Consider the following 26,025-nt stretch of genomic DNA (forward strand, 5'->3'; position numbering starts at 1 on the left):
GAATACTCACCTTCACGGCTTGTCACTGATCACTGTTGTTTTTCAGTGCCTTGTGCAACACATGCGCAAGATGATCTTGAATAGTCGACGATGCGTCAGACCAACCTCAGCAGCCGTCAGCCGTCACGCAGAGTTGTCAACGAAGCAACCTCGCAACGTCCGTCCCAGGGGCGTCGAGGCTCGTGCCAGGGTTGTCCCATGACGCCGATGATCCCCGCGCACGTCCCCGACGAGCCGCCACTCACCTACGCCGACAGCTTCGACATACCGGTGCTGTTTCGTAACGGGCCCGCGGCCAAGCCCAGGAAGCAGTGGCGGACGGCCGAGCACAAGGCGTGGAGCCCAACGAACGGGTTCCCGAAGGCGGACGGCTGGTATGCCCCGACCACCACGTGGCGGGAGATCATCAAGGCGGCTACTGAGGTCGGCCGCGACATCACCCCGCACCTGCAGAACCAGCCGCAGTACGCACACGGGGAGCTCGTCGCCCGAGTCGCCCCGTTGTACGCCTACCTAGGTGCGCACCCCTTCGAGCATCAGCCCCCCGTGCCGGGTGCCACGGGCCAGCGCCTGACGCTGAACCCGGTCTACGCGTACGGCACTGAGCGCACCGCGAAGAGCGCTGCCGCCTACCGGCTGGGCATGACGATGACCGAGTGGGTCTGCCGCTCACTGCTGGGTCTGGGGCAGACCGAGCACCTCGAACTCGGCGGCCCCATCCCCGCCCTGAGCGCCACCTTCAAGGACCCCAAGAGGAAGCTGCCCGACCTGTGGGGACGGCACGAGACGGAGAAGGCGTACTGGCTGATCGAGGCCAAGGGCGGTATCTGCGACTTCAAGACTCTGCGCGACGGGTGGGCGCAGCTGGAGGCCGGGAGCAAGGTCTTCGGCTCGTACGCGCACCGCAGCGTCCTGGTTGGAGCCGCCGTGCGGCCCGGGGACGACCTCTTCCTGACTATCGACCACGCGCTGCACCCCGGCCAGCCGCCCCTTCCCCCGGCCGGATCCGACCCCGACGGCGAGGCAGCGGTGGGCGAGGGCAACCTCGAAGACCACCTCGGCGAGAACGACGACGCGCTCATCGGCGCGGCCCGCGCCCAGATGCTCGTCTACTTGGCGCTGCGCTCCGCGTCGGCCTCGCAGTTGCGCACGGTGCCGGTGCCAGCCGACCGCACTTCGCGCCACCGACGCCACGGACTGACCACACCGCTGGAGAAGGACGACCGCACCCTCGCCATGCGGGCCGACCTCCGCGGAGCGGCACTTCACGGCAAGGCGCACCTCCCACGTGCCCAGATCCGTTCCTGGGGGATCGACGACTTCCTCACCTGTCGTATCCCCAGCACCGAGGTACATCTCGGTATGTCCCGGAAGCTGTTCGCCGTCTGCGCGGGCCTCCACGAGGAAGATCTCGCGATCGCTTGGCGTACCCCGCGGCTGCGCACCGAGAACCAGCTGGCCGCCGACGAGCGGGGCAGCGAAGACGCTCAGGACGAGCAGCGGCTCACCCAGCGGCGGATTTTCCACGAACAGCAGGAGGAAGCCCGCCCTCGGCTGCGCTCCCTGCTCCGGGAAGCCTACGAGCGTGGAGCGACGAGCGACTGGAGCGACCTGCTGCGCCGTCCCGAGGAACCGGAGCTCGACCTGACGGGTGACGAAGGTCTTCTCGAGGCGGCCACCCCGGAAACATACCTGGCCGTCAGTCGCTACGGCCTCCCCCGGATCCATGCCTAGGGCACGCCGCGCTCCGCGCGCAGGTTGGCGAAGTAGGACGGCGGGGGCAGGGATTCGCAATCGTGTCGAAGCCCGGCACATGCTCGACCCAGACGTGCAGGAAGTAATCGAGCTTTTTGATCACCGCGCACTCGAACAACCGGTGCCACTGCTGCGGGTCTTCGACCGCGTTGATGGCGGCCCAGTCCGGGGTGGAGACCACGAGAGTCACGAGACCGTTGCGCAGGGTGACGGAGAGGACCGGGCACCGTGCGAGCTGGGAGTAGTCGGGGAGGTTGATGCCCCAACTGGCCATTCCTTCCCCCCGGGAGAACTCGGCCCACGTCTCCGTGACGACCTCCAGGATCGTGCCTACGGCAGGCGGGCGCCCCTCATGCGCAGCCTTCTTCCACAGCGTCTCGATGCGCTCCTGGACGTCGTCGAGAAGAGCGTCCTGGTCGCTGCTGCGGACGACGTTCGCCAGGACAAGCCCGATGGCCATGACGACGTGGAGGTCCGGCAGCTCCGGGCTGCTCAGTGCCTTGTGCACGGTGGTGTGGGGGCGGCGCGTGAGTTCCCCGATGGTGCGCATGGACATCCGCCCGCTGCGGACGTGCAGGTCGTGGAGCAGGTCGACGAGTTCTCTGTGTGCGCCGGGAGGCAGATCGGGCTTCGTGATGTGGCCGGGGCGCCCCATCGGGGGGACCTCCTCTGTCGTGGCGAGCGCGGGCGGTGAGGCTTCTGGGGGCTTGGTAGGGGTCCGCCAACGGCGCAAGCACCTCATGACCAGCTCGATGGTCACCCCGGAAGCCACCGCCACGGCTCCCGTTCCCAGATGTTCGGCGAGGTTCATGTCAGGAGCATCGGGCGCGCACCCTTGCCGGTGTACAGCTGTGGACAGAAGAGCGCGCCCGGCGGACTAGTCTTCTGAGTCAGGCACACGAGGCGGCCCGTGCAACGGCCGCGACGTTCAACTCCCGTCCCGTCGAAGGTGCCCGTGCCTGGCACCAGCCGGACCTGCGTGATGCCGATCAGGTCGACGCGGTCCTCGACGCCGCGGCACCGAGCACGGTGGTCAACGCGTCCAGCGGCAGCGCTGCCTGAGCGGTCACCGCCGACGGTCCCATCCGCCTCGGCGCCGCGTTGGTGAGCAGGGGGATCCGCGTAGTGCACGTGTCCAGCAGCGCGATCTTCTCCGGGGCCGACGTGCACTACGACGAGAGGGCCCTCCCCAACGACGAGAGGGCCCTCCCCAACCCCATCACCCCCTACCGCGAAGACTGCTGCCGAGACTGCCGTACGGCCTCCTCCACCCCACTGCCGTCATCGGACCCACATCGCTGCTCATCGGCGACGGCCGGTCCACGCACGAACGCATCATCCACGAGCTCGCCGCCGGCACGCGGGAGTGCGTCCTGTCACGGACGACATCCGCTGCCCCGCCCATGTCGCCGATCTGGCGGCTGCCCAATGGGAGCTTGTGCTGAGCGCCGCGACCGGCGTCTTCCACCTGGCCGGCCACGACGCCGTCAGCCGCTTCACCCTCGGCGTCCTTGTTGCCCGCCGGGACGGAGACGATCCCACCCCTTCCCCGCAAACAGCCTGCCAGTCGCCCTCGACGTACGTCTCGACAACCGTGCCACTCAGCGACGGCTGAGTACCTGGCTCCGCGGGAGACAAGATTTCCTGGGGATGGGGACGGCCTTTGCTGACCAGCTCCATGGCCCCTGCTGTGGGCGTCGGCAGCCAGCCTCTTGTATCAGCAGTGCCCATCCAGACGATCCGCCCGGCAAAGCCGCCTCGCTCGCCTGTCTTCGCAACGCGGATCGCTTCCAACTGCTCCGGGCTGACGTCGAGATCAGCAGCGAGGGCAAGTAGCACCTCCGCCACGTCAGCCAGCTCGCCGGGTGCCGACCCTTCGTCCGCGTCCAGGAGCTCCGCGACCTCCTTGCGCAGCTTCTCCCGCAGTCGGGCCCGGTACTCCTCTGGTCCTGCGATGTAGGTGACCGGTTCGGCTCCCTTGTTCCGGATGGTCTGCGGAATCCCGTCTCTCACCAACCTTCCGGTCCCAGGGCTCATCTCGGCGCCTGCTATCAGGCCTTCCTCAGCTCGATAAGTGGCCGCCGGGCGTCCGAATGCCCTGCGGAGAGAAACGCGTGCGGCCGACCGCGCTCTTCCACTTCGCCCCGGCCGACCGGTGACTGGGTGGCGGCCCGGGCCGTTCCTCGGGCACGTGCCCGTCTCCATCAGCACCATCCGGTCTCTGGAGTCCCGCGGCCCGGTGACACCCGAACCCTGCCTGATCTGGCTTCAGGGCGAGCGCGTGCACCTCACCGCCGACGTTAGCCAGGTCCTGACCGCCACCACAGCCGTCCACGGGAGGACGGCAGGCGATTACGCTGCCGCGTAACTCCCCCGGAACAGCTCCTGGGCCCGCTCCACGTCCCGTAGGGAACGCATCTGCACCTCTAGCTCGCCCGTCCCGTGGTGACCGAGCCCGGACACGTCCCGGGTGAAGCCCGGAACGAGTGCCACGTCCTTCGGATCGACCTTCAGGTAGACCAGCACCTTGCTGCGCTGCGGAGGACACAGGCAGGCGAGGTTCCGCAGCCGCTGGTACGCCAGGTACGTCTTGCGCTCGCCGCCACCGAGCGGGCCGGCCCGGAGGCTGGCGAACCAGGGTGAGGAGGCCAAGGTGAGCCCGTCGAGCAGGATGTGGCGGCTGGTGCAGAGAATCGTGCCGGACCATCTGCAGACCTGAATCGCGCGCGTTTACGCTGATCCCTTCTTCCACAGGGCAGGAATCCAGGGGGATCTGCTGTCATGAACGTCGGTGAGCATGTTCTTGGCGTGAAGGTCGCGAAGACCTACCCGCCCCGTGGCAACACTCAACTCGTCCGGCTGGAGGTGGTCACGTCCTTCACCTGTTCGCGGTGTGTGCGGACGAAGAAGGCGCGTCTCGTCGCGATACACAACAAGCGTCTGCTGTGCAATGGCTGTTACGGGCGGCTGGAGGCATCCGCCCCTCAGGAGGAGCAGCGGTCACGACAGGATGAGCAGGCTCCGGCTCCCCACGAGGAAGAACTCGCCCAGGTCGTCGTCGAGGAACTCGACAGCGGGCCGCCCTACTCGGTGGTCAACACCGGCCTCACGGTCGAATGGAAGTTCTACGTCCGTGCCAAGCACCTCCTGCACGGCACATGCCCGGTGCCGACCGCGATGGCCGACCGAGCCGCCCCTCAGGAACCGCTCGACCTGACCTTTCTGCGCGGGCGCCACCGCATCAAGGAACTGGACCGGCAGAAGGGCATCAGGCTCGACACCGGCGGCGCCGAGCCGCTGCTGACCGGGGTCGGATGGCAGCCGTTCGTCCTTCCGGGGACGCGGGTGTCGGTGCGGTGGGACACGTGGAGGCAGCTGCGGCTGTCGTACTCGCCGCTGGACACCCCCGTCGTGTTCGGTGGCACGGTGGTTCGCTACGTCCACGACCCGAGGATCATGACGCGTGAGCTGGCGGCGTTCGACGCCCGGGTGGACAGGGTCGAGGACCTCGTGCTGATCACATTGCGCAAACTCGGCTACCTCGACGAGAAGGGCCGGGCGCTGCTGCCACGGCAGGCGCTGGTCTGGAACACGGTGGAACGGGCGCAGCCGGAACGACCGCCGAGGAAGAAGATCGACGGGGCTATAGAGCGGCTCCTCTCGCGCGGCTTGCTTGCCTGGCAGGGGGGCAGCGTGAACCGGGCCGGCATGCTGCACTACCCGGGGCGGCGCGGAGAGAGGACAGTTCCACTGCTGTGCTACGCGCCAGTCCTGCGAGAGGCAGACCGCGAGGATCTGCGCCATGCGGAACCGGAGGTGGCCTACAGTTTGGCCGCCCACCGGGTTGCCGGGCATCTGATGCGGATCGGCCACCTCGGCAAGGAGGCCAGTGCGGAGGCCCGTGCCGCGTATCGAGACGATCACCAGCGGGCCGGTCTGGCCGGGCCGCACGAGCTGCCACGCGGGTTCACCTACGTGCGGGAGCACGAGCGAGGCTTCTAGTACTGCAACGGTACTTGCGGTGACTGGTGGCCAGGTCGGTCGTTGGTGTGGTTATGGGTGGGGACCTTGCTGATGTCAGGTTGGGGCGGGTGAACTGGACGCGGTGCATAAGCGGTTCGTGCACCGTTTCAGCAGGTCGGAGCCGCGCGAGTCGGCACTGGCCCCCAGAGCAACTGTTCCTGCCGACCCGGGACGAACCCGACCCTCAGGCGGCAGAATTCGGCTGTCCGGGTGCGGGTTGCATGCGGGTGGCGTCCAGGAACCTTGGAACCTGCGCGCCTTCGGATGTGAAACGGCGAAGCTGAACCGACGCGCCCGGGTAGGCCAGCAGACGTGCTCTCCGCGCTAGCGGAGGTGAGCTGCCCATCGCGGCGGAGGAACAAAGGTCGACCTCCAGCGCTCAGCCCCGGCCCGCCACGCTGCCCTACGTCGAGTGAAGCCGAAAGAGCCTCCGTCAGCCGTGGGAGCGCTCTGGGACTTTTCTGGGACTTTCGGCTTCATCAACTGGCACGAGCATGAAGCAGCTGAAAGACCATTTTCCCAGGTCAGCGACCAATTCCCTCTCATCGTCGCAGGTCACCTCGCTGGCTGGCCTCTTCCGGGACATCTGAGGTGCAAGGTGCCGCCGCACCCCGGCCCGCCGCTCAGCGGGAGAGGACGGGGTGCGGTGGCGACGGTTCACTTGTTCCACGCCTGGTAGCCGTTGTTCCAGGCCGCCCAACTGCAGTCGTGCAGGCGCAGGCCATGACCGGAGCTGTAGTCCAGGCACGTCCCCGTGGCCACGTTCTGCCAACTGACCCATTGGCCACCGGGAGCCCAGTACGTCCGCCACTTCTGGTAGCCGTTGTTGTAGCTCGCGTCATTGCAGGTGTGCGTACGTACGCCCCGAAGGCTGCTGCCGTCGAGGCAGAGGTGAGTCTTCGCGTTCTTGAACTGCATGTAGTCGCCGTCCACCGCGGCCCGCCACGACTGGTAGCCGTTGTTGTAGCTCTCGTTGTCGCACTTGTGCGCCCGGAGCCCGTAGTTGCTGCTGTCATCCAGGCATAGTCTGTACAGGTAGTTGACCATGTTGCCGTACGTGAAGGGGCGGTCCTCTCCGGAGTCGCCCTCCTCCACCACCACACCCTCCGACAGGTTGTGCACGGTGAAGTCAGGTGCGGGATCGGCCGTGACGACGGCGGACGGCACGGTCGGGTCGTCGGTCGAGGCCGCGGCGCCGGGCGCACTGGCGAACAGGGCGATCAGCCCGATGACGGCCGCGACCGACGCGAAGGTCTTCCGCATGGATAAAGCCTCCTGAGTGGTGTGGTGACCTGGCCCGCATGGCCGCTCCGTATCGCCCCCTCCGCGATACGAAACGGCGTCCGCGTTACCCTTCGGCACGACGGAACTCGCCCCTGGGACAGAGGTTCCCGGGGACGTTTCTTCGGCCGAGGGGCAGGACATGACGCTAGATCCAACGGTCCCGCCCGCAAAGGACTCGACGTGCCACCCACCGGGCTTCACGCGCCAGCGTCGTCCCCGGCACCGCTGGCAGGAAGGTCCTGAGGCCACGGACCTTCCGCAGCTGGCCGGCACGACGGCGGCATCCTTCACCCGTGTGAACGCCGCGGCCGCCGCACGGCTCGGAGTCAGCCCGGCCGCGTACGCGGGTCTCGTCGGTATGGCCCCCCGGCACCTGGCGGACGACCGCTACCGGACTCCGGCGTCCACCAACGTCCGCATCTGGGAACTCATGACCCTTCAGGCGCCATGGCACGAGGTCTCCTCGCACATGGCCCGCCAGAGCCCTCTGGGGTCACTGGGACTCTGGGACTACCTGCTCACTCAGGCACCGACGCCCCTCGAAGGACTGCGCGATGCCGCCCACTTCGTCGCGACCGTGGCCGACGCCGGAACGGAGGCCCTCCGTATCGAGGAGGACGAGCAGCACATCACGCTCAGCCACATCAATGCGGCCGACCTCAGCGACGAGATCGCGTCCGCCATCCGGGCCTACTCCCTGAGCCTGTTCCGGCCCCGGATCAGCGGGAGCACCCGCCGCGCCATCGTGCCGGTCAGGGTCGTCCTCGCGGCCCGCGCCCCGCGGACCCACCAGAGTCTCGTCCAGTTGTACGGGACCCGCGCGATCGACTTCGCCGGTCCGGTCAACTCCATCACCTTCAGGACCGCCGACCTCAGCGCGCCGCAACCCCACGCGCCCGGCCTGTCCGCCCTTCTCCGAAGACACGCGGAGCAGTTGCTCGATCAGTCGATCCCGCTGCGCGACTGGCTCGACCTGTTCCGCGCCGCTCTCCGCGCCGCCCCGGACGCGGGAATCCCCACGCTCGCGTCCACGGCGCGTCGGATGTCGCTCAGCCCCCGCACACTCCAGCGCCGCCTCGACGAACATCAGACCGCCTGGTCGCAGGAGCTCCAGACACTGCGCCGCGAGCACACGCTCCGTCTGCTCTCCTCGACCGAGCTCCCCCTCTCCGCCATCGCCGAACGCGTCGGCTACACCGACGCGGGCAGCCTGCGTCGTGCCGTCCGGCGCTGGACCGGACAGCCCGTCGCCGCGGTCCGCGCACACGGGGGCGAATCCCTCGCTCACGACGGCCACTGACGTCGGCGACGGATCAGGCGGAGGCCGGGGCGGGGGCGGGGTCCTCGCGCCTGCCCGCGGGGATGGCGGCGAAGACCGCGAAGGTCACGCCGAACAGGCCGAGGACGATCGCCAGGTAGCCCTTGGTCTGCGCGGCCGACTGGCGGGACGCGATCTCGCGGGACCAGAGTGCCGCGTCCTTCTGGGTCTGGGCCTCGTATTCGAAGTAGCACTTCTCGAAGAGCTGGTCGGGCGGGGTGCCCTCCTGCTTGGGCTCGCAGTCGGCGTCCTCGAAGAGGCTGAGTTCGCTGGCGTACTCGCCCAGGGGCTTGTCCGACACCTTTGCGGAATCGGACATCGCGACCGCGGCGAGGATCACCGCCGCGATCAGGCTGAGCATCGCCATGACGATGCAGACGGTGGCTCCGGCGTTGCGTCCTTGGGATGACATGGGCATGAGAGTAGTCATCCCTCCGGAGCCGCCCTCCGGGAGGCTCGGACCAGGAGAATTTGTCCGGCGTTCGCGGGAAGTCTCCCTGGGGGGTGGCTCCTTGTTAGGGCTGGGCCGGGAGCGTCGGGCCGCCCGCCCCACGACGACCTCAGGATGGACCCACGTGAACGCATCGCCCTCCCGCCCCCGGCGGCCCCGCGCTCTCGCCCGTTTCCTCGTCGCCGCGCCGCTGCTGGCGGCCGGTGCGCTGACCGGCGTTCCGGCGGCGCAGGCGGCTCCGGCCGATGACGTACGGATCAACGAGGTGGTGACCACCGGCGACGTGAACGACTCGGTCGAGCTGTACAACAAGGGCACCGCGTCGGTCGACGTCTCGGGCTGGATCCTGAAGGACGACGACGAGGACCACGCGTACGAGATCCCCTCCGGCACGACGCTGGCGCCGGGCGGCTTCCGGACGTTCGACGTCAGCGGCGCGTTCGGGCTCGGGTCCGCGGACGAGGCGCGGCTCTATCTCGCGGACGGCACGACGCAGGTGGACGGCTTCTCGTGGACGAAGCACTCCGGTCCGTCCTGGTCCCGCTGCCCCGACGGCACCGGCGCGTTCAGGCAGGCGGCGTCGGTGACTCCGGGCGCCGCGAACGACTGCGGTACGGGTGGGGGCTCGACGACCCCCGTGGCGTGGCCGGGCGGCAGCGCGGTCGCCACCGCGGACGGCTCGAACGTCTTCGGCGAGGACCTGAGCGGGCTCTACCAGGACGGCAGCGTGCTGTGGGCGGCGCAGAACAGCGGCAAGCTGTGGCGCCTGGTGCGGGACGGGTCCGGCGGCTGGAAGCCGGACACCGCGAACGGCTGGTCCTCGGGAAAGACCCTGCGCTTCCCGGGCGGCTCCGGCAGCCCGGACAGTGAGGGGGTGACCGCGACCCCGGGCGGGATCTTCGTGGCGAGCGAGCGGAACGGGGACGCCTCGGGCACGAGCCGCCTGTCGGTGCTGCGGTACGACGTGAGCGGTTCGGGCTCGTCGCTGACGGCCGCCAAGGAGTGGAACCTCACCTCGGACCTCCCGTCGACCGATTCCAACCTGGGCCTCGAAGCGATCGCCTGGGTGCCGGACGCGTCGCTGACGGGCGCCGGTCTCAAGGACGCCTCGACGGGCGCGGCGTACGACCCGGCCCACTACGGCGCCCACGGCAACGGCGTCTTCTTCGTCGGCGTCGAGGGCACGGGCATGGTCTACGGCTACGTCCTCGCCGACTCCGGTTCGTACACCCGGATCGCCTCCTTCAGCAGTGGCCTGTCCGGCGTGATGGAACTCCAGTGGGAGCCCCAGGCGTCGCGCCTGTGGGCGGTCTGCGACGACACCTGCGACGGCCGCCACCAGACGCTGACGGTGAACGCGGCGGGCACGTTCGCCGTGACCGGCACGTACAACCGCCCCTCCGGCATGCCGAACTACAACAACGAGGGCTTCGCGCTGTCCGGCGCCGACGAGTGCGTGTCGGGCTCGAAGCCGGTGTACTGGTCGGACGACGCCAACGACGGCGGGCACGCCCTGCGACGGGGCAGCGTCAGCTGCTGAGCGGGGCGCGGGCACGCGGTCACGGCGCCCGGCGGAGGGAGGCGTCCAGCGCGGCCATGAGGTGCGCGGCGCGGCTCCTGCCGCCGGGCGCGGGCGGGTAGCGGCGGAGGACGTCGATCAGGGCGGGGGTGGCCCGTTCGCGGGCCTCTTCGAGCACCCGGTTCCCGGCCTCGGGGTCCTCCCCCGCCTCGATCTCCGCGATGCGGGCGGCGTTCGCGGCGGCCCGCAGGATGTGACCGACCTGGTGGGCCTTCGCGAGGGGGTGCAGGTAGGCGGCGGACGCGGCGTCGCCCGCCGCCTGCGCGGCCAGCCGTGCGGCTTCGGTGACCGCGTCCTTCGCCGCCCGGTGCGCGTCCATCGACGTGACGCGCTGGAGCCTGGTCCGGGGCGCGCCGTCGATGAACTCCCGGGCCGCCGCGAGGGCGGCCCGCGGCCTGCCGTCGTCGGGGTGGGCGTCCTCCAACACCGCCAGGACGCCTTGCGCCGCCTCGGCGGCGTACCGCGCCACGACACGCAGCTCGCCCATGGACAGCTCGAAATCCCCGCTCACGCCCGTCATTCGAGCGATCGTCGCACATGGCCCGCGTCTGGCTTTACGGCTCCGAGGGGCCGCCCCGTCCGCCGGGGCGGCCCCCATCCGCTTTCAGGCGAGGCGTTCGGCCGTGTACGCCTCGATGGCATCGCGCTGGAACGCGGCGAGGCCGGGGGCGATCGCCTCGTAGGCAGCGCGCCAGTCGGGGTTGTCCACGACGGAGCGCCCCATGGCCAGGTGCTCGTCGGCGGTGACCGGTCGCAGCGCGGAGAGCAGCCGGTAGTGGGCGTCGATCTCGGCCTGGACCGGCGCGGAATCGGCCGCGTGCCCGGCGGCCCGGAGCTCGGCGAGGCGGATCATGCGGGCCGTGCGGTCGCGCTGCCCGGCCTCGATGTCCTCCGGGCTCATCGCGGCGACGTGCTGGGCGACCCGCTCGGCGTGGGCCGGGAAGTCGCGCAGGCTCTCCTGGTACTGGGTCGGCTGTACGCCCTCGAACAGGTTCTCCGGTCGGTTGATGGTCATGGGTGCGTCGTCCTTCCTGGACTGTTCCAGTTCGGCGATCGTGCGCGAGACGGTGGTGGCCAGCGTGTCGAGCCGGTCCCGTTCGGCCAGCAGCCGCCGGTGGTGGCCGCGCAGGGCCTCCACCGCGTCGACCTGCTCGGCCAGGACGCGGCCGATGTCCTCCAGCCCGAGCCCCAGCTCCCGCAGGACCAGGATCTGCTGGAGCCGCAGGAGCTGGCGCTCGCCGTAGTACCGCAGCCCGCCCGCCCCCGTACGGGCGGGCGGCAGGAGACCGATCGCGTCGTAGTGCCGCAGCGTCCGCGCGGTCACCCCGGACATCCGGGCCACCTCAGCGATCGACCACTCCACCACCGTCACCCCGCGCTTCGCCGTTCCGGGCCGGTGTTTCCGGCCCTGTCCCACGACCGTAGAAGCTGCCGTTACGTCAACGGCAAGGCGCTGCGTCGGGCAGTGGGCGCACTCGTCGCCAGGGGCCGCACGCCCACAGGATTGCACTACGGAGCAGGTGCCTTCTAAGCACTTGGCCGCAGGCTTGAGCGCCGGCTCTATGCCGCCCCACACGCCGATCAGCCTCTCCAATCGGGGTAAAGGGGTATACAGCTTGTAGGAGAGCCGCACATCGCCGCATCCTTAGCGCCATGAGTCTCGTCATGCCCTCTTTCGACATGTCCGTCATGAGTGACTACGCCCATGACTGGGTGCTGGTCGATGTCGAGACTTCCGGGCTCATTCCTCGGCGGGATCGCGTCCTGTCGATCGCGGTCGTGACCATGGATCCCGACGGAGAGCAGACCGGCGAATTCTCCACGCTGCTCAATCCCGGGTGCGATCCGGGGCCGGTGGAGGTGCACGGGCTGACTAAGGAACGTCTGAACGGGTCGCCAACCTTCGACCAGATCGCCGGGCGGCTCGGGGCGCTGCTTCAGGACCGCGTCCTGGTGGCTCACAACGCTCAGTTCGACTACGACTTCCTGGCCCACGAGTTCGCGCGCGCCAGGCTCTACCTGCCGGTCACTCGCCGCCTGTGCACCTTGGCGCTCAACCGGCAGGTGGACCCGCCGACACATGACATGAAGCTGGGCTCCCTGGCCGCCTACTACGGCGTACCGCAGACGCAGGCACATGACGCGCTGGACGACACACGCGTGCTGGCCGGGATCTTCCGCGCCACCCTGCACGAGGCGGTCCGGCTCGATCTCCCGCTGCCATTCGTGACATGCCCGCCGCGCCAGGACCCACAGTTCGCCCCGCAACCGCCGAAGGCCCCGTGCGTGTATCGGAATCCAGGGCGCCTGGAGCCGAGTGGCCGGCTCGTTCAGGGAATGAAGATTGCTATCACGGGGCAGACGGCGACATCGCGAGCCGAGCTGGTCGCCCGTTCGGTCGCCGCGGGATTGAACATGATGTCGTCAGTCAGCCGGCACACCAGTGCGCTCGTCACCAACGAGTCCACGTCGGGATCGGCCAAAGCGCGGAGGGCGGCCTCCGAGGGCGTGCCGGTTATCGACGAGCACGACTTCCTTCAACTGCTCGGGTCGGTGCAGGCCGGCACCCCGCACCAAGCCACTCCGCAAACCAAAAGGCCGGAGGCCGTCACCGCGGTCGTTCCAGCACCACGGCCAACGGCGGTAGCGCCCATCAGTGCTGCCGCAGGCAAGCCTCTGGCGGGGCGGCGCGTACTCGTCATCGGCGGGCCGCACGAGGCCGCCGCCGCTGCCCGCGCCCGGATCGTGGACCTGGGCGGATCGGCCGCCGTCAACCTCTCCCGCAGCGTCACTGACGTCGTCCGCCTGACCGACGGGCACACAGACCGCCGCCTGGCCAAGATCGCCGACCTTGGGCTACCCGTCCATGACGAGGCATGGCTCGCCCATCCGGCCGCGGCAGCGCCGCCGGAAGGCGAGCCGGCACACCAGACCGGCGCCCTCCACCCAGCGCCGTCTCTGGTGTTGCCTCGCGGCGGCGTTGTCAATCTGCCGATGCCCTCCCCCGGAGAAGAACTGTTCCCCTGGCACGCCACCACTACTTGGGCACCGCGGGGAGGGTGCGACGTCGACGTCGTCGCTTTCGTGCTCGATGAGGACGAGCAGGTCACCTTCGACGAGGACTTCGTCTTCTACGGAGCTCCGGAGAATCCGGACGGCACCGTCAGACTGCGCACCGACGGTCCCGCAGATCAGTCAATCGACGTGAACCTCGGCGCCCTTCCTCCCGCCTCACACAGGGTTGTCGTGGCGGCCGCCATCGATGGTGACCGTACCTTCGGTGAGGTTGGCGCCGTCCAGATCAGCGTCAGCCCCCGGCGAAAGTGCTGCCCCTATGGCACGCGCCACGCTGGACGCCGCCACCACCGAACGAACCCTCATCCTGGCCGAGTTCTACCGCCGCGGGCCCGTATGGCGCTTCCGCGCCATCGGACAGGGGTACGACCACGGGCTCGCGGCCCTCGCCAGAGGATACGGCGTGGACATCGAGGACTGATGCGCCGGGCGGGAACACCTCCGCCTGGCAGCTGCTCAGTTCACCAACCCGCCGATGGCCTGAGCGAGCGCCTCGCCACTCTGCTGGACCACGCTCCCTACGACGAGGGCTGGGAGGGCCTGCGCGATTCCTCGCAGTGCGCCTACCCGTTCGGCGGGCTCAGCAAGGGAGTTGTCGACACTGGCCGCCATTGCCCGCAGGGCATCTGCGTGTTCCACCTGTGGCTCGTTCCGTTCCAGGTCCAGGCGGAATGTGGCCAGCAACTCGCGTACAGAGTCAACGTCAGTGACGCCCTCCACCCTCGTGTTTTGGTGCACATGTGAGATGTTGTCACCTACGACGTTCTGAAGCGGAGCAGTATTGTTGCCGCCGATGCTGATGCCTGCTCCATGAACAAGCTCGGGTTCCTGACGCCGTCGTCCGATGGCCATTACTTGCCTCCCTGACTCTTCTGGCTGGTGGAGTTCTGCCCGATGCCGCTGTTGCCGTTCCCGACGACGTTCTGGATGGGTGCGTTGTTGTCGCCGTAGATCTGAATGTTGTTGGTGACCGCGTCCACTTGCTGCTCGTAGGCGGTCGTGTCGATCCCACGCTCCTGCAGGTAGGTGGCGACGGCGCGGAAAACGCGTGTCTCCATCAGAACGACATGGCGTTTGGCGTCGTCGCTCTGGTGCATGTCGGAGACTTCCTCCGTCGAATACCGGTCGCGAAGACTCACCGGATCCTCTTCCTCGGTGCGCCCTGGGGTGGGTTCCCCTCGTGCGATCTGTGCCACCAGGCGCCAGAGGGTCATCGGGCCCACGACGGCGTCGAGTACCGACTGCACTGCGAGCCAGCCCATCAGGCGCAGGCCGTTCCGGGAGAGGGGATTCGTCGTCCCTCGCAGTTCGTTGTAGAGAGGGGTGTTCACATGTGGACGCACGGTGAGGCGCAGCTCGCCTGCTTCAAGTGCGGCATGGACGAAGATGCTTACCACGACCTGTCCGCCCCAGGTGATGCATTGAGCACGCAGGTAGAGCCGAGCCGGCTCGCTGGAAGGCGACTTGCGACCCCGGCCGTTCAGGTCAGGGGCTTCCGGGTCGCCCTCGCGCGTGCGCTGGAGCCAGAGGTGGGACGGCAGACCCAGAACGCGTTCCATGGAGAATCCGGGGAGCGGGTCCGTTATCTCCCGGACTCCGCGCCCCAGCTCGTCGAGGGACTTGCCCACGCACCGAAGAAGCTCGGCTTCACCGAACGACTTGACCGGCTCATCCCGGTCCTTGGGCTTCAGCGGGATATTGATGTGGGCGGCACCCCAGTGATCACGTCCAGCACCGACGAAGTGTTGTGCGGTGTCGTAAGGAAGCAGCCTGCCCTCCTGGCCCTCCCCCATTCTGTCCAACCTGCCCTTGCGCTTTCCCCTCACCCAGGGCAGCGCGCCCCGGGAGACCTGCGTACGACTCAGCACGGAGAGCGCCGCTCTCGCAACCAGGCGGTCGACCACGTAGATCATCGCCATCCCCGCGAGATAGCCGACGGGCACGACTACCAGGCCCAGCCGCACGGACAGGAAGGTGCTCCATGACGATTCGAACGGCATCATGGCCAATGCCCACGGGACGAGGAGCGGCACGTAGGACAGGCGCGGACGGCGCGACAGTCGGGTGTTCTTCGACTTGCGCTGGGCGCGGAAGGCCGCCCACCTCATGGCAAAGGCTGTGACGGCGCAGACTATCCACAATGCCGTCGCCCACGGCGACAGATAAGCAGCCGCCCCGAGAAGCACCACGAACAGCACTCGGCGCAGTCGGCGGCGGCGCAGGGCACGCAGACTGTGCGCCACCACCGGCACAAGGTCGACACCATAGGAAGGCACAGGCATCGGAGGCCCGTTGAAGACGTGATCGTTGATCCATTGCGCCGCAGCCTCGCCGAGCGGTGGGCAGTCGTCGCTACCGTCCAGATAGATGGGTCTCCGGGTACTGCGACGTGGCTTGCTGGGGGCGGACTTCTTGCCACGCGCCTTGCGCCACCACGCCTTGAGAGCCGCAACTCGATCTGGCCGCGCGTAAACCGATTGGCACAGAAACTTCGTCACTTCCGTGGTCGTCGGATCGACCTCAGCCGGGCGCGGAGTGTCCACCACAGGCTGGGAGCGCTGGACAGGCACTCCTGGCCCCCCATCGGTCGCCCAACCGTCGGTCTTCTTCTGCCGGGCTTTGGTACCCCAAGCGCCACCCACACTGTTCCCCCGTTCATTGGTACGGCGGGCATCTTCACAAGTAACGACAGGGACCGCCAGAGCGCAAAGTCGACATCATGTAAAGCCGTTCGCGATCAACGGTTTGGCGCGATCTCAGCCACAATGACTGCCGCGATCCGCACATTGCTGGCTTACCCATCCGGCCGGCTCAACCGTGCGACCGGAACCCGCTGCTGACGATTGGCTTAGAACGCCCTGGCGACTCCGGGAGATGATGGGCGAACCCGCCCCCTCCCGGGCGCCACTGGACCGCTCGTAAGTCGCATTGCGCCGTTTTCTGTACGGCCCATCACTACAAGTACTACGGTCGCCTGTTGTCCGTGGCCGCGAGGGCTTCCGCAGGCCCCTCTCGACCGCCGCTCCCATGGTTTGGGAGTCCGCCATGCGTCGCGATCCCTCACATTCCGGTGCCAGGCCGGACCTGGCTCCGGCAGCCGAACCCCTTACCGCTCCGGAGATCGATGGGACCTCGTCAGCCTCGCCCGTTGCTCTACCGCCCTTGTCCAGGAGTGGCAGGCCGCCGAGCACCGTGCGGAGGAGCTGAACGCGCACAGCGAGAGCGGACTCCAGCTGCGCGCCGAGGGGCAGGAGGCGCCTTGCAGCGCTGAGTCCGTGGCGCTCTCCCTCCGCCTGAGGCTGGCCGGCAGATACGCGAAGGACAGTCGCGGCCACGGATCTGGCTGCCCGTTCAGGTCTGTCCCTGCGGCAGAACGCGCAGGGGGAGGTCGAGGTGACGGAGAACGCCGACCCGGAAGCACGAAGGCGCCGCCTCTGGGGAAGCCACTGGCTCGACCTCGGCATTCCAGCACTGCCCGGCCCCGCTGACCTTGATGTGCTCCTCGACCACGCCCCCGGCAAAGTTGGCGAGCGCCTCCTGAGTGCCTCCCGGGACCTCGTCCGCGCGTCCACGGCCACCTTGCGCCTGTCGGAACTGGAAGACAGCGACGAGCCCTGGACACCGGAGCAGATCAACGAGTACGACCGGCTCTCCACCCTGCATGACGAGGTGACGCCGCTTCTCGCCAGATACGCGCACGCAGTCACCGAGAGCCTGCCCGCCGTTCGGGCCGCACGGAGCGGCCAAGAGGCGCCGACGGGCCAAGCGGACTGACTGGCAGGTACAGTCCCTGGGCTGCGACCTGAACTGGAAGTGGACGCCCGGTGCGGCGTTCTCCAGCTCCTCGTAGTAGATGGCCGCCTCTCCGGAGGCAGTTGGCGATCGACGAGACGTTCCAGGCCACCTCGGGGATTCCACGTCGGTAGGCAGCGACAGTCTCGGCCGCGTCGACAGGCCGGCCACCCAGTTTCTGCACGGTTCTCACGAACGCGGCGGACGCTGTGGCGGTGGTGTCCACCGGTGTTCCGAAATGGGTGTGCGGGCCATCCGTTCCCCCCTGCCAGACGGCCGGCCATGACCGCAGCACGCGCCACCGCCCTATTCGATCAACTGGCCTCCGTGTACGACGAGGTGCTGCCGTTCTTCGCCGGGTTCGCCCAGCAGCACATGGCGTGGCTCGCTCCGGTGCCAGGTACCCGGGTCCTCGACCTGGGGGCCGGGCGCGGCGCGCTGACCGCTGCCGCGCTTGGCCGAGGTTGCCCGGTGACGGCCGTGGACTGCGCTCCCGGGATGGTCGAGCGGCTGGCGGTCCAGTACCCGCAGGTCCGCGAGGCGCGAGTGATGGGCGTTCATCAGCCGGAGTATCCCGACAGCTCGTTCGACCTGGTCCGCGCGGGGTTCGTCGTCCATCTGCTCGATGATCCAGCTGCTGCGTTCCAGGAGGTCCGGCGCGTTCTCGCTCCCGGTGGGGTGTTCTCCTTCTCCGTCCCGGGCGACGTCGAGGACGCGCCGGAGTGGGAGTTCTACGGGGCCCTCTTCCAGGAGTTCCAGCGTCTGATCCCCGACGGTCAGGGCCGGCTCAGTCGCCCCCTGGACGCAGAGCGGCTGCTCCCGACCGCGGGGTTCAGCGGCATCGGTGAGGCCGCCGTCGAGCAGCGCCTCCCCGTCCCGGACGCCGACACGTTCTTGGACTGGGGGCTCTCCCACGGCTCCCGCGCCTACTTCGACGCCCTCCCCGCCCATGCGCGTACCGAGTTCGAAGCCCGGGTACGGGCGGAACTGTCCGCCATGGACCCGATCGTCTTCGCCGCCGGTGCGCGCCTCTGGAGGGGCACCTCAGCGACCTGACCTCGGACGGCGAACCGCACCATCGTTCGTGAGGGCGAAGCCGAGCAAGGTGACCTTGTCCGCGTCGACGTCCTCGGGCGAGGGGCTGCCCTCCAGCAGGAAGCCGAAGTGGGACCGGAGGGCTTCGTTGCCCAGTTCCAGGGGGTGGAACGGCAGCGCGTAATCCTCCATCGCCCGGTCGCCCGCCCAGTACGGCGCCTCGAAGGGGAACGGGTCGCCGACGTTCTCCACGATGCCGCCGTCCGGCGACAGGCTCAGGGAGCGGCGGAGGCGGCCCTCCTCCCAGACCGCGAACGCCAGCCAGTCCGAGACGCTGTGCATCGCGTGCAGGATCACGCGACGGCCCTCGGCGGCCTCCAAGAGGTGCGCCGGGAGTCCCGACGGCCGGTCGAACATCAGCCGCCGGTCGCAGACCACGTCCACTCCGGTGAAGCTCGCCGCGTACGTGATGCCCTCCGGCGGATACGTCGATTCGGCCAGGACATCCCCCTCCGTCGACACCAGCCCCCGACCCGGGAACACCCGGGCGACCAACTCCGCCGTTCTCGCTGCCCGCGGCTCACCGGCCGCCTTCAGTGCCGGGGCCACGTCCCCGTCCGCGTACGCCAGTAGTGCTGTCTTCGCTCCCATGCGCCGCACGCTAGCCCCGAGCACTGACAGCCGCGTCAATCGCAGGCCGGCCGGGGAATCTCGTACTCCGCCCACACCGTCTTCCCCGGTGCCTGCGTCCTGGGATACCAGCCCCAGCGGGTGGCCAGGCCCTCAACCAGCAGCAGGCCGCGCCCGTCGTCCGCGAGCCCCGCGTCCGGGAGCTTGCCGGGGCGGGGCGGGACCCGTTCGCCCCGGGTGTCGGTCACTTCGATGCGCGCGGTCGGACCGGGCCGCTCCACGACGCGCAGCAGCAGGTGGAAGTCCCGCCCCGGCACGTGCCCGTGCCGCACCGCGTTCGCCGTCAGCTCGGCCGTGATCAGGACGACCGCCTCGTGCGTCTCCGTCCCGTACGGCAGCCCCCACGCGTCCAGCCGGACCGCCGACAGGCGGCGGGCCAGCCTGGCGCCCCGGGGCGTGGAGGTGAACCGCATGTCGAAGCTCGGGGTGCCCAAGTGGGCGAAGTGATGGGTGGGTTGCGTGGTGCGGTGGGGGCTGTCGATGTTGCTCGTCATGGCTACGAGCGTCCTCGCCGTGGCGTAGCGTGACCAGTGGTGACGCACCGACGCGATCTCCTTGTACGCGCGCTGACGGCACCGGTAGGCGGAACGCGGCGCGATCGAGCGAGGCAGGGTGCGATGACGGCTGAGCAGGTGGACCCCGGGGAGATGGACGGCGTCCAAGCGGCGGACAAGGCGGGCCAGAACGTGGTCATTGCCTTCGGGCAGAGCCTGAAGACCTTACGCGTACGGGCAGGCATGCAGCGGGACGAGCTGGGCCGACGCCTGGGGTACTCGGCGTCCACCATCGCCTCCTTCGAACAGGGCCGGAGGATCCCGCCGCCGAGGGCGATCGACCAGGCCGACAAGGAGCTGGGCGCGGACAACCTGCTGACGGTGTGGAAAGAGCCGGTGGAGAACGCGCAGTACCCGGTGTTCTTCCAGGGCATGGCCCAGTTGGAGAAGCAGGCGATCGAGCTGCTGTCGTACGACACGCTGGTTGTGAAGGGGCTCCTCCAGACAGAGGAGTACATGCGGGCAGTTCTTGCTCTCCGGCGTCCTGTTCTCGACTCAGAGATCATCGAGCAGCGGGTGACGGCCCGGCTGGCCCGCCAGGAAATCTTCGACCGCCGCCCCGCGCCGCTCCTCAGCTTCGTCATGTGCGAGTCGGTACTGCGCCGAAAGTTTGGCGGCACTGAGGTACTGCGAGGCCAGTTGGAGCACCTTCTTCTGATCGGTCAGCGGCGGAACGTCGAGCTTCAGGTCATGCCGCTCGACTCGGTGGAAAACTCGGGTGTGGACGGGCCGTTCACCGTCGTCACTCGCGAGGACGGCAAGAAATTCCTGTACGTCGAGGCACAGGGAACGAGTTCGCTGGAGACGGACCCGAAGCAGGCGGCGTTCGCCGCAGCGCGCTATGGGATCATCCGTTCGCAGGCTCTCACCCCGCGAGAGTCACTGGCGTTCATCGAGAAGTTGCTGGGAGAGCTATGAACAACGCTGAGCCCCTCGCCTGGTTCAAGAGCAGCTACAGCGGCGCCGAGGGCGGCGATTGCATCGAGGTCGCGACCGCTGCCGGAGCCGTGCACGTCCGTGACTCCAAGGACGCGGCCGGACCCGTCCTCCGCGTGTCGCAGAACGCCTGGGCCGGGTTCGTCGGACTCGCCACGGCGAAGTAGTACAGGCAGCGCTTGTACGCGCCAGAGCCCTGCCGGTCCGAGGCGGACCGGCAGGGCTCTCGTCATCGGCCGCGCCGTATCAGAAGCAGGCGACCATCTTTCCGGTCGTTCGGGACCAGTGGGCCCACACCATGGCCTTCCTTGTCTGCGGGCCGTACTTGCCGTCCACGGTCACACCCACCCGGCGCTGCACGGACTTCACCGCCGCGTAGGTGGCGGCGCCGAACTTGCCGTCCACGTCCAGGCCCGTGCGGTAGCAGGCGTTCATATTGCGCTGGAGCGACTTCACGGCCGCGTTGGCCGCCCCCTGGTGCAGGGTGCATGAGGGGGTGAATCTGCCGGCAGCCGTGTCGAATCCCATGGGGGTCGAGGTCACGTAGGAGCCCTCGTACTTGTTCTCGACGCCGGTGCATGAAGGTGCCACCGCCGCCGCCGTCGGTGCCCAGACGAGGGCGCCGCCGAGCAGCGCTCCCAGCGCGAGGGTCACCGCGCCGGAGGACTTCAGCCGTCGTGTGCGTGTGTTCATGAGGTGTTCCCTTCTTCGAGACCGTTCGGAACTGTCGGAGCAGCTGAATCAGTGGCAGGCGAAAAGGACTCCGCCGGGCGCGAAGTACGGCCACTTCATGGCGCGGCTCGTGTTGTACCCGTACACGCCGTCGGCTGTGAGGCCGAGCTTCTTCTGGGCGTTCTTCAGGGCCGTGAACGTCGCCGAGCCGAAGGAACCATCGATCGCGATGCTCTGCTTGTAGCACTTCTTCAGGCTCCGCTGGAGCGCCTTCACTCCGCTGCCGTGGTCGCCCTTCCGGAGCTTGCACTCCGTGCTGTAGATCCCGTAGCTGTACGGGATGTCCGCGTACGTGGAGATGTGCTGGGCGTTCGAGCTGTTGAAGTCGCGGAAATAGGTGTTGCAGAAGTACGGGTCACCGGTCGCCGCCGAGGCGCCTGGGGCAGCCGTGCCGAGCAAGGCGGCCGTCGCAGCGATGATGGTGGCCGTGGTGCCGATGGTTCGTAGTCCTGTGTTGCGCATGTACTCCTGCTCCTTGTGATGGGTGACTTCGCGCGTACGACGGTTCAGCCCGCACCGAGCGTGGCTTCGAGGCTGTCCGCGTACAGGCGCGCTCTCGCGATCTTCGGGTGGAAGGACTTCGCGGAGTTCGGGTAGTTGTCGGCCTCCGAATGGCCCTGGCAGCGAGGGCGATCAACGTCAGCCGATGGCGGGCCGCCGCCGGCTGCGCGGCGCCGGACCGCGGTCGTACGGCCGGTGCCGTCAGCCGCCGCTGAGCGTCTGTTCCAGGCTGTCTGCATACAGCCGGGCGCCCACGACGGTCGGGTGGAAGGACTTCATCGAGTTCGGCCGGCTGTCCGCCTCGGAATGGCCGGTCAGGATAATGCCGTGCAGCCCTTCGGGGTTGCCGCAGATGCCCTTCCCCGCGAACTCGTCGCGTGGGTCAGAGAACACGGCGTTTGTGCCGAAGCGCGTATTCGCGTCGTCGACAGCTCCCGCCATCTCAGCGGCCACCACGTCCGCCAGATGATTGAGCCACACCTTCTCGTCGGTGGTGATCAGGTCCAGGCACACGTCCAGGGACAGTAGCCGCGGGTACCCCATCAGCACGATGCGCGCGTTCGGCGCCTGTTCCTGGATCGTCCGCAGCATGCCGGCCAGACGCGGACGGATGATCTGGTGGGCCCACTCGGGAGCCCACAGACTCAGTGGCCCCGTCTCGTAGGAGAGTTTCTCCCCCGTACTCGGATCGACGGCCGCAAGAGACGTATTGCGGCAGTCGAGCACCAGAGGGTTGATGCAGGAGGCCACGACGTCGGCGAACCGCATGTCGTTCCCGCCGATCGACAAAGCCACCATGGTGGTGTGCTGATCGAGGTAGCCCTGTTCGATCTGGCCCAGCTCCCCGTTCTGCCCCTCACCGAGGATGTGGTAGTGCCGGGCTCCTGAACAGGCGACGAACTGGAAGTCCAGTGTCGGGTCCATGGCATCGGCCCGCGCACCGATCGACGTGGACGTCCCGGGCAGGGCCGCCTGCCGTGACCAGGCCTTCGTGGAGCGGTGGCAGGAGTTCTTCGTCGCCTCGGTCCTCCCGTCGTAGTAGTCGCTCTCCGGGTAATAGTCGACGCCGCCCGGACCCTCGGTCACGCCCTCACCGGACGCGTACGAGTCCCCCATGGTCACGATCTGGTGCGCCGGCTTGCGGTCCAGCGGTTCGAACCCGGCGGCGTCCCAGGCGATGTCCTCGGTGCCGTTGCCGTCCTTGGTGATGTTCGACAGGGACACCTGGGGTGTGCCGGTGAAGTTGAAGGCCCCCAGGGAGACCCACTTGTTGGACATCACCCGCTGCGGTTTGGCCCGCTGCGGGCTGGTCGAGTCCGTCCCGGAGACCGTGTAGAGGGCCTGCCGCGTATGCGCGCCGTGGTCGGGCAGGTGCACCCAGACCCGCATCCAGCCCCGGTGGGCCGTGCCCAGCGTCCAGGTACCGGTGACCTTCGTCCTGGGTGCTTCGGTACCGTACTGGCGGTAGGTGTGGGAGAACCAGAAGTGATTCTCGTGTCCGGCACCGATCTGGTGCAGGTCCATCCGGCCCGACGGGTCGGGGAAGTCGAAGCCGAACGTGCCGGCCTTGGAGGTCACCGCGCCGCAGCTGCGCGGCGGCGGGCCGGTGGATGTCGCCGTGGACGCGCCGGTGGGGGTGACGCCGTCCGCCACGTCGTCGACGATCAGGGTGCCCGCGGGTAGCTCGGCCGAGCAGCGCGGCGGGTACACGGGCGGATTCGGGTCGTCCTGTTCCGGATACGTCGTGTTGAAGCGGTGCAGTGGGTAGCCGCACGCGCGCATCGCGCTGCCGCATTCCTTCCACGTCACCGGCTGGTGATACCAGCACTTCAGATACAGCGGGTCGGAGCTGTCGCCCGGCAGCAGGCACGGCCCGCCGCCGGTGTCGTTCGTCGCGCCCTCGTCGATCCTCGACGGGTCGCAGTCGTTGGTGGTGTCGCAGAAGAGGCTGATCGGCGGCTTCGCCATCGTCCGGTACTCCACCTGGTTCCAGGTGGCCTGGCGATAGCCGGGCTGGTAGTCGCCGGGCCGGAACATCGCCGAGATCGGCCGGGCCGCCCACCCGATGACCTTCTCCTGGTACGGCCAGTCCTGCGGGTGCGAGGCGTGGCTGTAGTCGTCGTCACCGTTCGACGCCTCCAGGAACGGCAGGCGGTTCTCCTTCCAGAGCGGGTTGGCCGGGTTGTTGGTCCACCCGACGCCCCACTTGCCGCTCTTGGTCGCCGCCTCCGCCTTGGGGTAGTAGCCGCTGTTGTAGGCCCACAGCGCGTAGAACCAGTTCTCCATCCACTTGGGCTCGCCGTTGTTGACGACGAGGCCGTCCGCGCGGGTCTGGTTCCACTTATCGGCGAGGATGTCCGCCCCGGCAGCGATGTTCGCGGCGTAGTCCACCGCGACGGCCCGCTGCTGGGTCTCGGACAGGGTCGGCTGCCCCTTGCCGGGCAGCCGCATGCCGTCGGTGACCTGGGTGACCCCGTAGCCGCAGTCCGCCTCCGACCAGTTGATGGCCCAGGGATCACCCTGCTCGCCGTCCGATGCGTAGCTCACGCCGTAGTAGTTGCCGATCAGCGGGTTGGCGGACACCCCCGGGACCGCGTACCGAGTGGCCTGCCACATGTTGGACTCCTGCGCGGTGATGCCGAGCAGGATCTGCGCGGGAATCCGCCAGTCGGATCCCGTTCCGCCGCTCAACGGGCTCAGCGGGAACAGCGACTGCGGGGAGTACGCGGGCATCCCGGTGTTCCGCCAGTCGGCCGGCCGGCTCGCCTTCGCGTTCAGATTGCTGACGACGGCCTGGTCGACGGCCCACTCGATCTGCCGCGGTGTCGGCTGGTACGCCTGCAGCTTGACGTCACCGCGCGGCACCGAGCACGTGCGGTCGGATTCGACCGGCGGCATCGCCGATGAAGTCGCCCCCGCAGCGGCCGGTTCGGGTAGCGCCGGGCTGGCGGTGACGGAGGTCCGCCGCGCTGTGGCGCTTCCGACGCGCCGGTCCGGCACGGCGTCGAGCGTCACGCTCTCGCCGGTGCCCAGCGACGTCAGTGTGATTCGGGCCGGGCGGGCGGACAGCTCGTCCTCCGGGTGCGTGGGCGAGTCCTTGCCGTCCGCCTGCCCGGTGGACAGCACGGCACGCCCGTGGCTGGAGACCCGCACGTCCTTGGCGATCCCGCCCGGGTTCCGCACCGACCCGGGCAGCTTCGTGCCCGGCTCCGTACGGGCCGTGCCCGTGACGAAGACCGTGCCGTCCGCCGCTCGGGCCAGGTCGAAGGCGGTCAGCTTGCCCTTCGCCAGCCTCTGCGCGGTGTTCTTCGCCGCCGGTGAGCGCTGCTGCGCCGAGCTGACACGCGCGACGGCCGCTTCGGACTCGGCGTCGGCCTGCGCGGCGGACCGGGTCGCGCCGGGCAGCCGGTCGATGAAGGTGACGCCGCCGTCCGCGTCCGGCTTGAGCTGGAACGGGACGCCGTGGGTCCGGGCCACCACGCGTACCTTCCGGCCGTCGATCCGCACGATCCGGTGGCCCTGGGCGGCGACGATGTGTCCGCCTGCCGGTACGGCCGAGGTGATCTGCCCGCCGATGCGGGCCTTGTGCGTGGTCCCGCTCGGCGCGGCGACGGTGATCAGCCGCGTCTCGGAGGCGTCCGAGGACACCTCATCGGTGAACTGGGAGAAGACCGCTTCCTCGCCGCTGCCGCAACCCGGCGAGAAGTAGCCCAGGGTCGCCTGGAAGGGCAGCTTGCGGACGCTTCCGGTGTCGAGGTCGACCATGGCGGTGAAGGCGCCGCGGCTCATCAGCTCGGGCTTGTTGGTGAAGGTCCGGGGCGCGTACGCGACGGCGGCGTACCGGCCGGACTCCGTCACGCAGGCGTTGCCGACCCAGGTGTCCGTGTCGAAGCCGGCCTCGGACAGGGTGGCCGCGGTCCGCCACCCGTACCCCTTCCTCTCCTCGGCCACCATCACGTGGAAGCCCGTGGCGTCGCCGGAGGTGGTGAACGCCCGGTCCGAGGAGTCGGCGTAGTCCGCACCGAGTACGGCGGCGCGGCGGTCCTTCGCCACGACCGAGGGCTTGAACGCGGGCTGCGCGTCCTCGACCGCGTCGTCGTCCCTGAGCGCGGTCTCCGTCTCGGCGGACCAGCCGTCGGCCGCTCGTGGTGGCGGGCTGTCGGCGGATGCCTGCGACAGGCCGAGTCCGAGCGCTACGGCGATGGCGGCCGCAGAGGCCGCTGCGGCGCGCAGGCGGGTGAACGTGCTGCGTCTCAACTTCCCTCTCCTCACGTACGCGGAAGCGGGGGGCGCCCTACGG

The 26,025-nt window shown here is 68.8% G+C and carries 20 protein-coding genes and 2 pseudogenes; 9 read left to right on the forward strand and 13 right to left on the reverse strand.

Annotated elements, in window-relative coordinates:
- Positions 1-198 precede the first annotated feature (198 nt).
- Positions 199-1,734: a gamma-glutamyltransferase gene (locus ACZ6C6_RS15170; protein WP_469202856.1), complete on the forward strand. Its 1,536-nt coding sequence runs from the start codon at positions 199-201 to the stop codon at positions 1,732-1,734.
- Here ACZ6C6_RS15170 and ACZ6C6_RS15175 read toward each other — a convergent pair.
- Both ACZ6C6_RS15175 and ACZ6C6_RS15180 read right to left on the reverse strand, forming a co-directional pair.
- Entirely contained in the window at positions 1,700-2,566 is an 867-nt protein-coding gene (locus ACZ6C6_RS15175; protein WP_469202858.1) for a hypothetical protein, read from the reverse strand. The two genes, ACZ6C6_RS15170 and ACZ6C6_RS15175, sit on opposite strands and share 35 nt — an antisense overlap.
- A 1,541-nt stretch (positions 2,567-4,107) precedes the next feature.
- Positions 4,108-4,353: pseudogene (locus tag ACZ6C6_RS15180) on the reverse strand (DUF5655 domain-containing protein); the annotation flags it as partial.
- Between the two features lie 183 nt (positions 4,354-4,536).
- On the opposite strand from ACZ6C6_RS15180, the gene ACZ6C6_RS15185 reads away from it, so the two are divergent.
- Positions 4,537-5,757, forward strand: coding sequence for a hypothetical protein (locus tag ACZ6C6_RS15185; RefSeq protein WP_469202860.1), 1,221 nt, complete (start codon positions 4,537-4,539; stop codon positions 5,755-5,757).
- Positions 5,758-6,435: 678 nt separating this feature from the next.
- On the opposite strand, the gene ACZ6C6_RS15190 is transcribed toward ACZ6C6_RS15185, so the two are convergent.
- The gene (locus ACZ6C6_RS15190; RefSeq protein ID WP_469202862.1) at positions 6,436-7,041 is read right to left on the reverse strand and encodes an RICIN domain-containing protein; all 606 of its coding nucleotides are present in this window, start codon (positions 7,039-7,041) and stop codon (positions 6,436-6,438) included.
- A 316-nt stretch (positions 7,042-7,357) separates the two neighbouring features.
- Between ACZ6C6_RS15190 and ACZ6C6_RS15195 the strand changes: the two genes are divergently transcribed.
- Positions 7,358-8,362, forward strand: a complete 1,005-nt coding sequence (locus tag ACZ6C6_RS15195) for a helix-turn-helix domain-containing protein (protein ID WP_469202864.1) — start codon at positions 7,358-7,360, stop codon at positions 8,360-8,362.
- Positions 8,363-8,375: 13 nt separating this feature from the next.
- On the opposite strand, the gene ACZ6C6_RS15200 is transcribed toward ACZ6C6_RS15195, so the two are convergent.
- Positions 8,376-8,792, reverse strand: a complete 417-nt coding sequence (locus ACZ6C6_RS15200; RefSeq protein WP_469202866.1) for a hypothetical protein — start codon at positions 8,790-8,792, stop codon at positions 8,376-8,378.
- Between the two features lie 163 nt (positions 8,793-8,955).
- On the opposite strand from ACZ6C6_RS15200, the gene ACZ6C6_RS15205 reads away from it, so the two are divergent.
- On the forward strand, positions 8,956-10,371 hold the full coding sequence (locus tag ACZ6C6_RS15205) for a lamin tail domain-containing protein (protein ID WP_469202868.1): 1,416 nt from the start codon (positions 8,956-8,958) through the stop codon (positions 10,369-10,371).
- 19 nt (positions 10,372-10,390) lie between these two features.
- On the opposite strand, the gene ACZ6C6_RS15210 is transcribed toward ACZ6C6_RS15205, so the two are convergent.
- Positions 10,391-10,930, reverse strand: coding sequence for a putative immunity protein (locus ACZ6C6_RS15210; protein WP_469202870.1), 540 nt, complete (start codon positions 10,928-10,930; stop codon positions 10,391-10,393).
- Between the two features lie 84 nt (positions 10,931-11,014).
- Entirely contained in the window at positions 11,015-11,773 is a 759-nt protein-coding gene (locus tag ACZ6C6_RS15215; protein ID WP_469203335.1) for a MerR family transcriptional regulator, read from the reverse strand.
- A gap of 290 nt (positions 11,774-12,063) precedes the next feature.
- Between ACZ6C6_RS15215 and ACZ6C6_RS15220 the strand changes: the two are divergent.
- Positions 12,064-13,906 (forward strand): annotated as a pseudogene (locus tag ACZ6C6_RS15220) (TerD family protein).
- 35 nt (positions 13,907-13,941) lie between these two features.
- Here the strand turns inward: ACZ6C6_RS15220 and ACZ6C6_RS15225 are convergent.
- Both ACZ6C6_RS15225 and ACZ6C6_RS15230 read right to left on the reverse strand, forming a co-directional pair.
- On the reverse strand, positions 13,942-14,337 hold the full coding sequence (locus ACZ6C6_RS15225; protein ID WP_469202872.1) for a hypothetical protein: 396 nt from the start codon (positions 14,335-14,337) through the stop codon (positions 13,942-13,944).
- A complete protein-coding gene (locus ACZ6C6_RS15230; RefSeq protein ID WP_469202874.1) occupies positions 14,337-15,983 on the reverse strand; it encodes a hypothetical protein in 1,647 nt (548 codons plus the stop codon). The genes ACZ6C6_RS15225 and ACZ6C6_RS15230 overlap by 1 nt, the downstream gene beginning before the upstream one ends.
- Before the next feature lie 895 nt (positions 15,984-16,878).
- Between ACZ6C6_RS15230 and ACZ6C6_RS15235 the strand changes: the two genes are divergently transcribed.
- Both ACZ6C6_RS15235 and ACZ6C6_RS15240 read left to right on the forward strand, forming a co-directional pair.
- Positions 16,879-17,259, forward strand: a complete 381-nt coding sequence (locus ACZ6C6_RS15235) for a hypothetical protein (RefSeq protein WP_469202876.1) — start codon at positions 16,879-16,881, stop codon at positions 17,257-17,259.
- 300 nt (positions 17,260-17,559) lie between these two features.
- Complete coding sequence (locus ACZ6C6_RS15240; RefSeq protein WP_469202878.1) at positions 17,560-18,333, forward strand: class I SAM-dependent methyltransferase; 774 nt, start codon at positions 17,560-17,562, stop codon at positions 18,331-18,333.
- On the opposite strand, the gene ACZ6C6_RS15245 is transcribed toward ACZ6C6_RS15240, so the two are convergent.
- Both ACZ6C6_RS15245 and ACZ6C6_RS15250 read right to left on the reverse strand, forming a co-directional pair.
- Positions 18,322-18,963, reverse strand: coding sequence for a DUF6928 family protein (locus tag ACZ6C6_RS15245; protein ID WP_469202880.1), 642 nt, complete (start codon positions 18,961-18,963; stop codon positions 18,322-18,324). The two genes, ACZ6C6_RS15240 and ACZ6C6_RS15245, sit on opposite strands and share 12 nt — an antisense overlap.
- A 35-nt stretch (positions 18,964-18,998) precedes the next feature.
- The gene (locus ACZ6C6_RS15250) at positions 18,999-19,496 is read right to left on the reverse strand and encodes an ATP-binding protein (RefSeq protein ID WP_469202883.1); all 498 of its coding nucleotides are present in this window, start codon (positions 19,494-19,496) and stop codon (positions 18,999-19,001) included.
- 123 nt (positions 19,497-19,619) lie between these two features.
- Between ACZ6C6_RS15250 and ACZ6C6_RS15255 the strand changes: the two genes are divergently transcribed.
- Both ACZ6C6_RS15255 and ACZ6C6_RS15260 read left to right on the forward strand, forming a co-directional pair.
- Entirely contained in the window at positions 19,620-20,474 is an 855-nt protein-coding gene (locus tag ACZ6C6_RS15255) for a helix-turn-helix domain-containing protein (RefSeq protein WP_469202885.1), read from the forward strand.
- Positions 20,471-20,659 (forward strand): DUF397 domain-containing protein, encoded by a 189-nt coding sequence (locus ACZ6C6_RS15260; protein WP_469202887.1) that lies wholly within the window; start codon positions 20,471-20,473, stop codon positions 20,657-20,659. The genes ACZ6C6_RS15255 and ACZ6C6_RS15260 overlap by 4 nt, the downstream gene beginning before the upstream one ends.
- A 79-nt stretch (positions 20,660-20,738) precedes the next feature.
- Here ACZ6C6_RS15260 and ACZ6C6_RS15265 read toward each other — a convergent pair whose 3' ends face one another.
- From ACZ6C6_RS15265 to ACZ6C6_RS15275, 3 genes are all read right to left on the reverse strand, one after another.
- Complete coding sequence (locus tag ACZ6C6_RS15265) at positions 20,739-21,185, reverse strand: peptidoglycan-binding domain-containing protein (RefSeq protein ID WP_469202889.1); 447 nt, start codon at positions 21,183-21,185, stop codon at positions 20,739-20,741.
- Between the two features lie 48 nt (positions 21,186-21,233).
- Positions 21,234-21,686: a peptidoglycan-binding domain-containing protein gene (locus tag ACZ6C6_RS15270; RefSeq protein ID WP_469202891.1), complete on the reverse strand. Its 453-nt coding sequence runs from the start codon at positions 21,684-21,686 to the stop codon at positions 21,234-21,236.
- A 240-nt stretch (positions 21,687-21,926) separates the two neighbouring features.
- A complete protein-coding gene (locus ACZ6C6_RS15275; protein WP_469202893.1) occupies positions 21,927-25,982 on the reverse strand; it encodes an SGNH/GDSL hydrolase family protein in 4,056 nt (1,351 codons plus the stop codon).
- Positions 25,983-26,025: the final 43 nt, after the last annotated feature.

This window comes from Streptomyces sp. NPDC041814 (genome assembly GCF_055590565.1).

Bases quoted from the DNA above. Each gene is read 5' to 3' on its own strand.
- ACZ6C6_RS15170 (WP_469202856.1), top strand. From the start codon at position 199: ATGACGCCGATGATCCCCGCGCACGTCCCCGACGAGCCGCCACTCACC.
- ACZ6C6_RS15175 (WP_469202858.1), bottom strand. From the start codon at position 2,566: ATGAACCTCGCCGAACATCTGGGAACGGGAGCCGTGGCGGTGGCTTCC.
- ACZ6C6_RS15185 (WP_469202860.1), top strand. From the start codon at position 4,537: ATGAACGTCGGTGAGCATGTTCTTGGCGTGAAGGTCGCGAAGACCTAC.
- ACZ6C6_RS15190 (WP_469202862.1), bottom strand. From the start codon at position 7,041: ATGCGGAAGACCTTCGCGTCGGTCGCGGCCGTCATCGGGCTGATCGCC.
- ACZ6C6_RS15200 (WP_469202866.1), bottom strand. From the start codon at position 8,792: ATGTCATCCCAAGGACGCAACGCCGGAGCCACCGTCTGCATCGTCATG.
- ACZ6C6_RS15210 (WP_469202870.1), bottom strand. From the start codon at position 10,930: ATGACGGGCGTGAGCGGGGATTTCGAGCTGTCCATGGGCGAGCTGCGT.
- ACZ6C6_RS15225 (WP_469202872.1), bottom strand. From the start codon at position 14,337: ATGGCCATCGGACGACGGCGTCAGGAACCCGAGCTTGTTCATGGAGCA.
- ACZ6C6_RS15240 (WP_469202878.1), top strand. From the start codon at position 17,560: ATGACCGCAGCACGCGCCACCGCCCTATTCGATCAACTGGCCTCCGTG.
- ACZ6C6_RS15245 (WP_469202880.1), bottom strand. From the start codon at position 18,963: ATGGGAGCGAAGACAGCACTACTGGCGTACGCGGACGGGGACGTGGCC.
- ACZ6C6_RS15250 (WP_469202883.1), bottom strand. From the start codon at position 19,496: ATGACGAGCAACATCGACAGCCCCCACCGCACCACGCAACCCACCCAT.
- ACZ6C6_RS15255 (WP_469202885.1), top strand. From the start codon at position 19,620: ATGACGGCTGAGCAGGTGGACCCCGGGGAGATGGACGGCGTCCAAGCG.
- ACZ6C6_RS15260 (WP_469202887.1), top strand. From the start codon at position 20,471: ATGAACAACGCTGAGCCCCTCGCCTGGTTCAAGAGCAGCTACAGCGGC.
- ACZ6C6_RS15265 (WP_469202889.1), bottom strand. From the start codon at position 21,185: ATGAACACACGCACACGACGGCTGAAGTCCTCCGGCGCGGTGACCCTC.
- ACZ6C6_RS15270 (WP_469202891.1), bottom strand. From the start codon at position 21,686: ATGCGCAACACAGGACTACGAACCATCGGCACCACGGCCACCATCATC.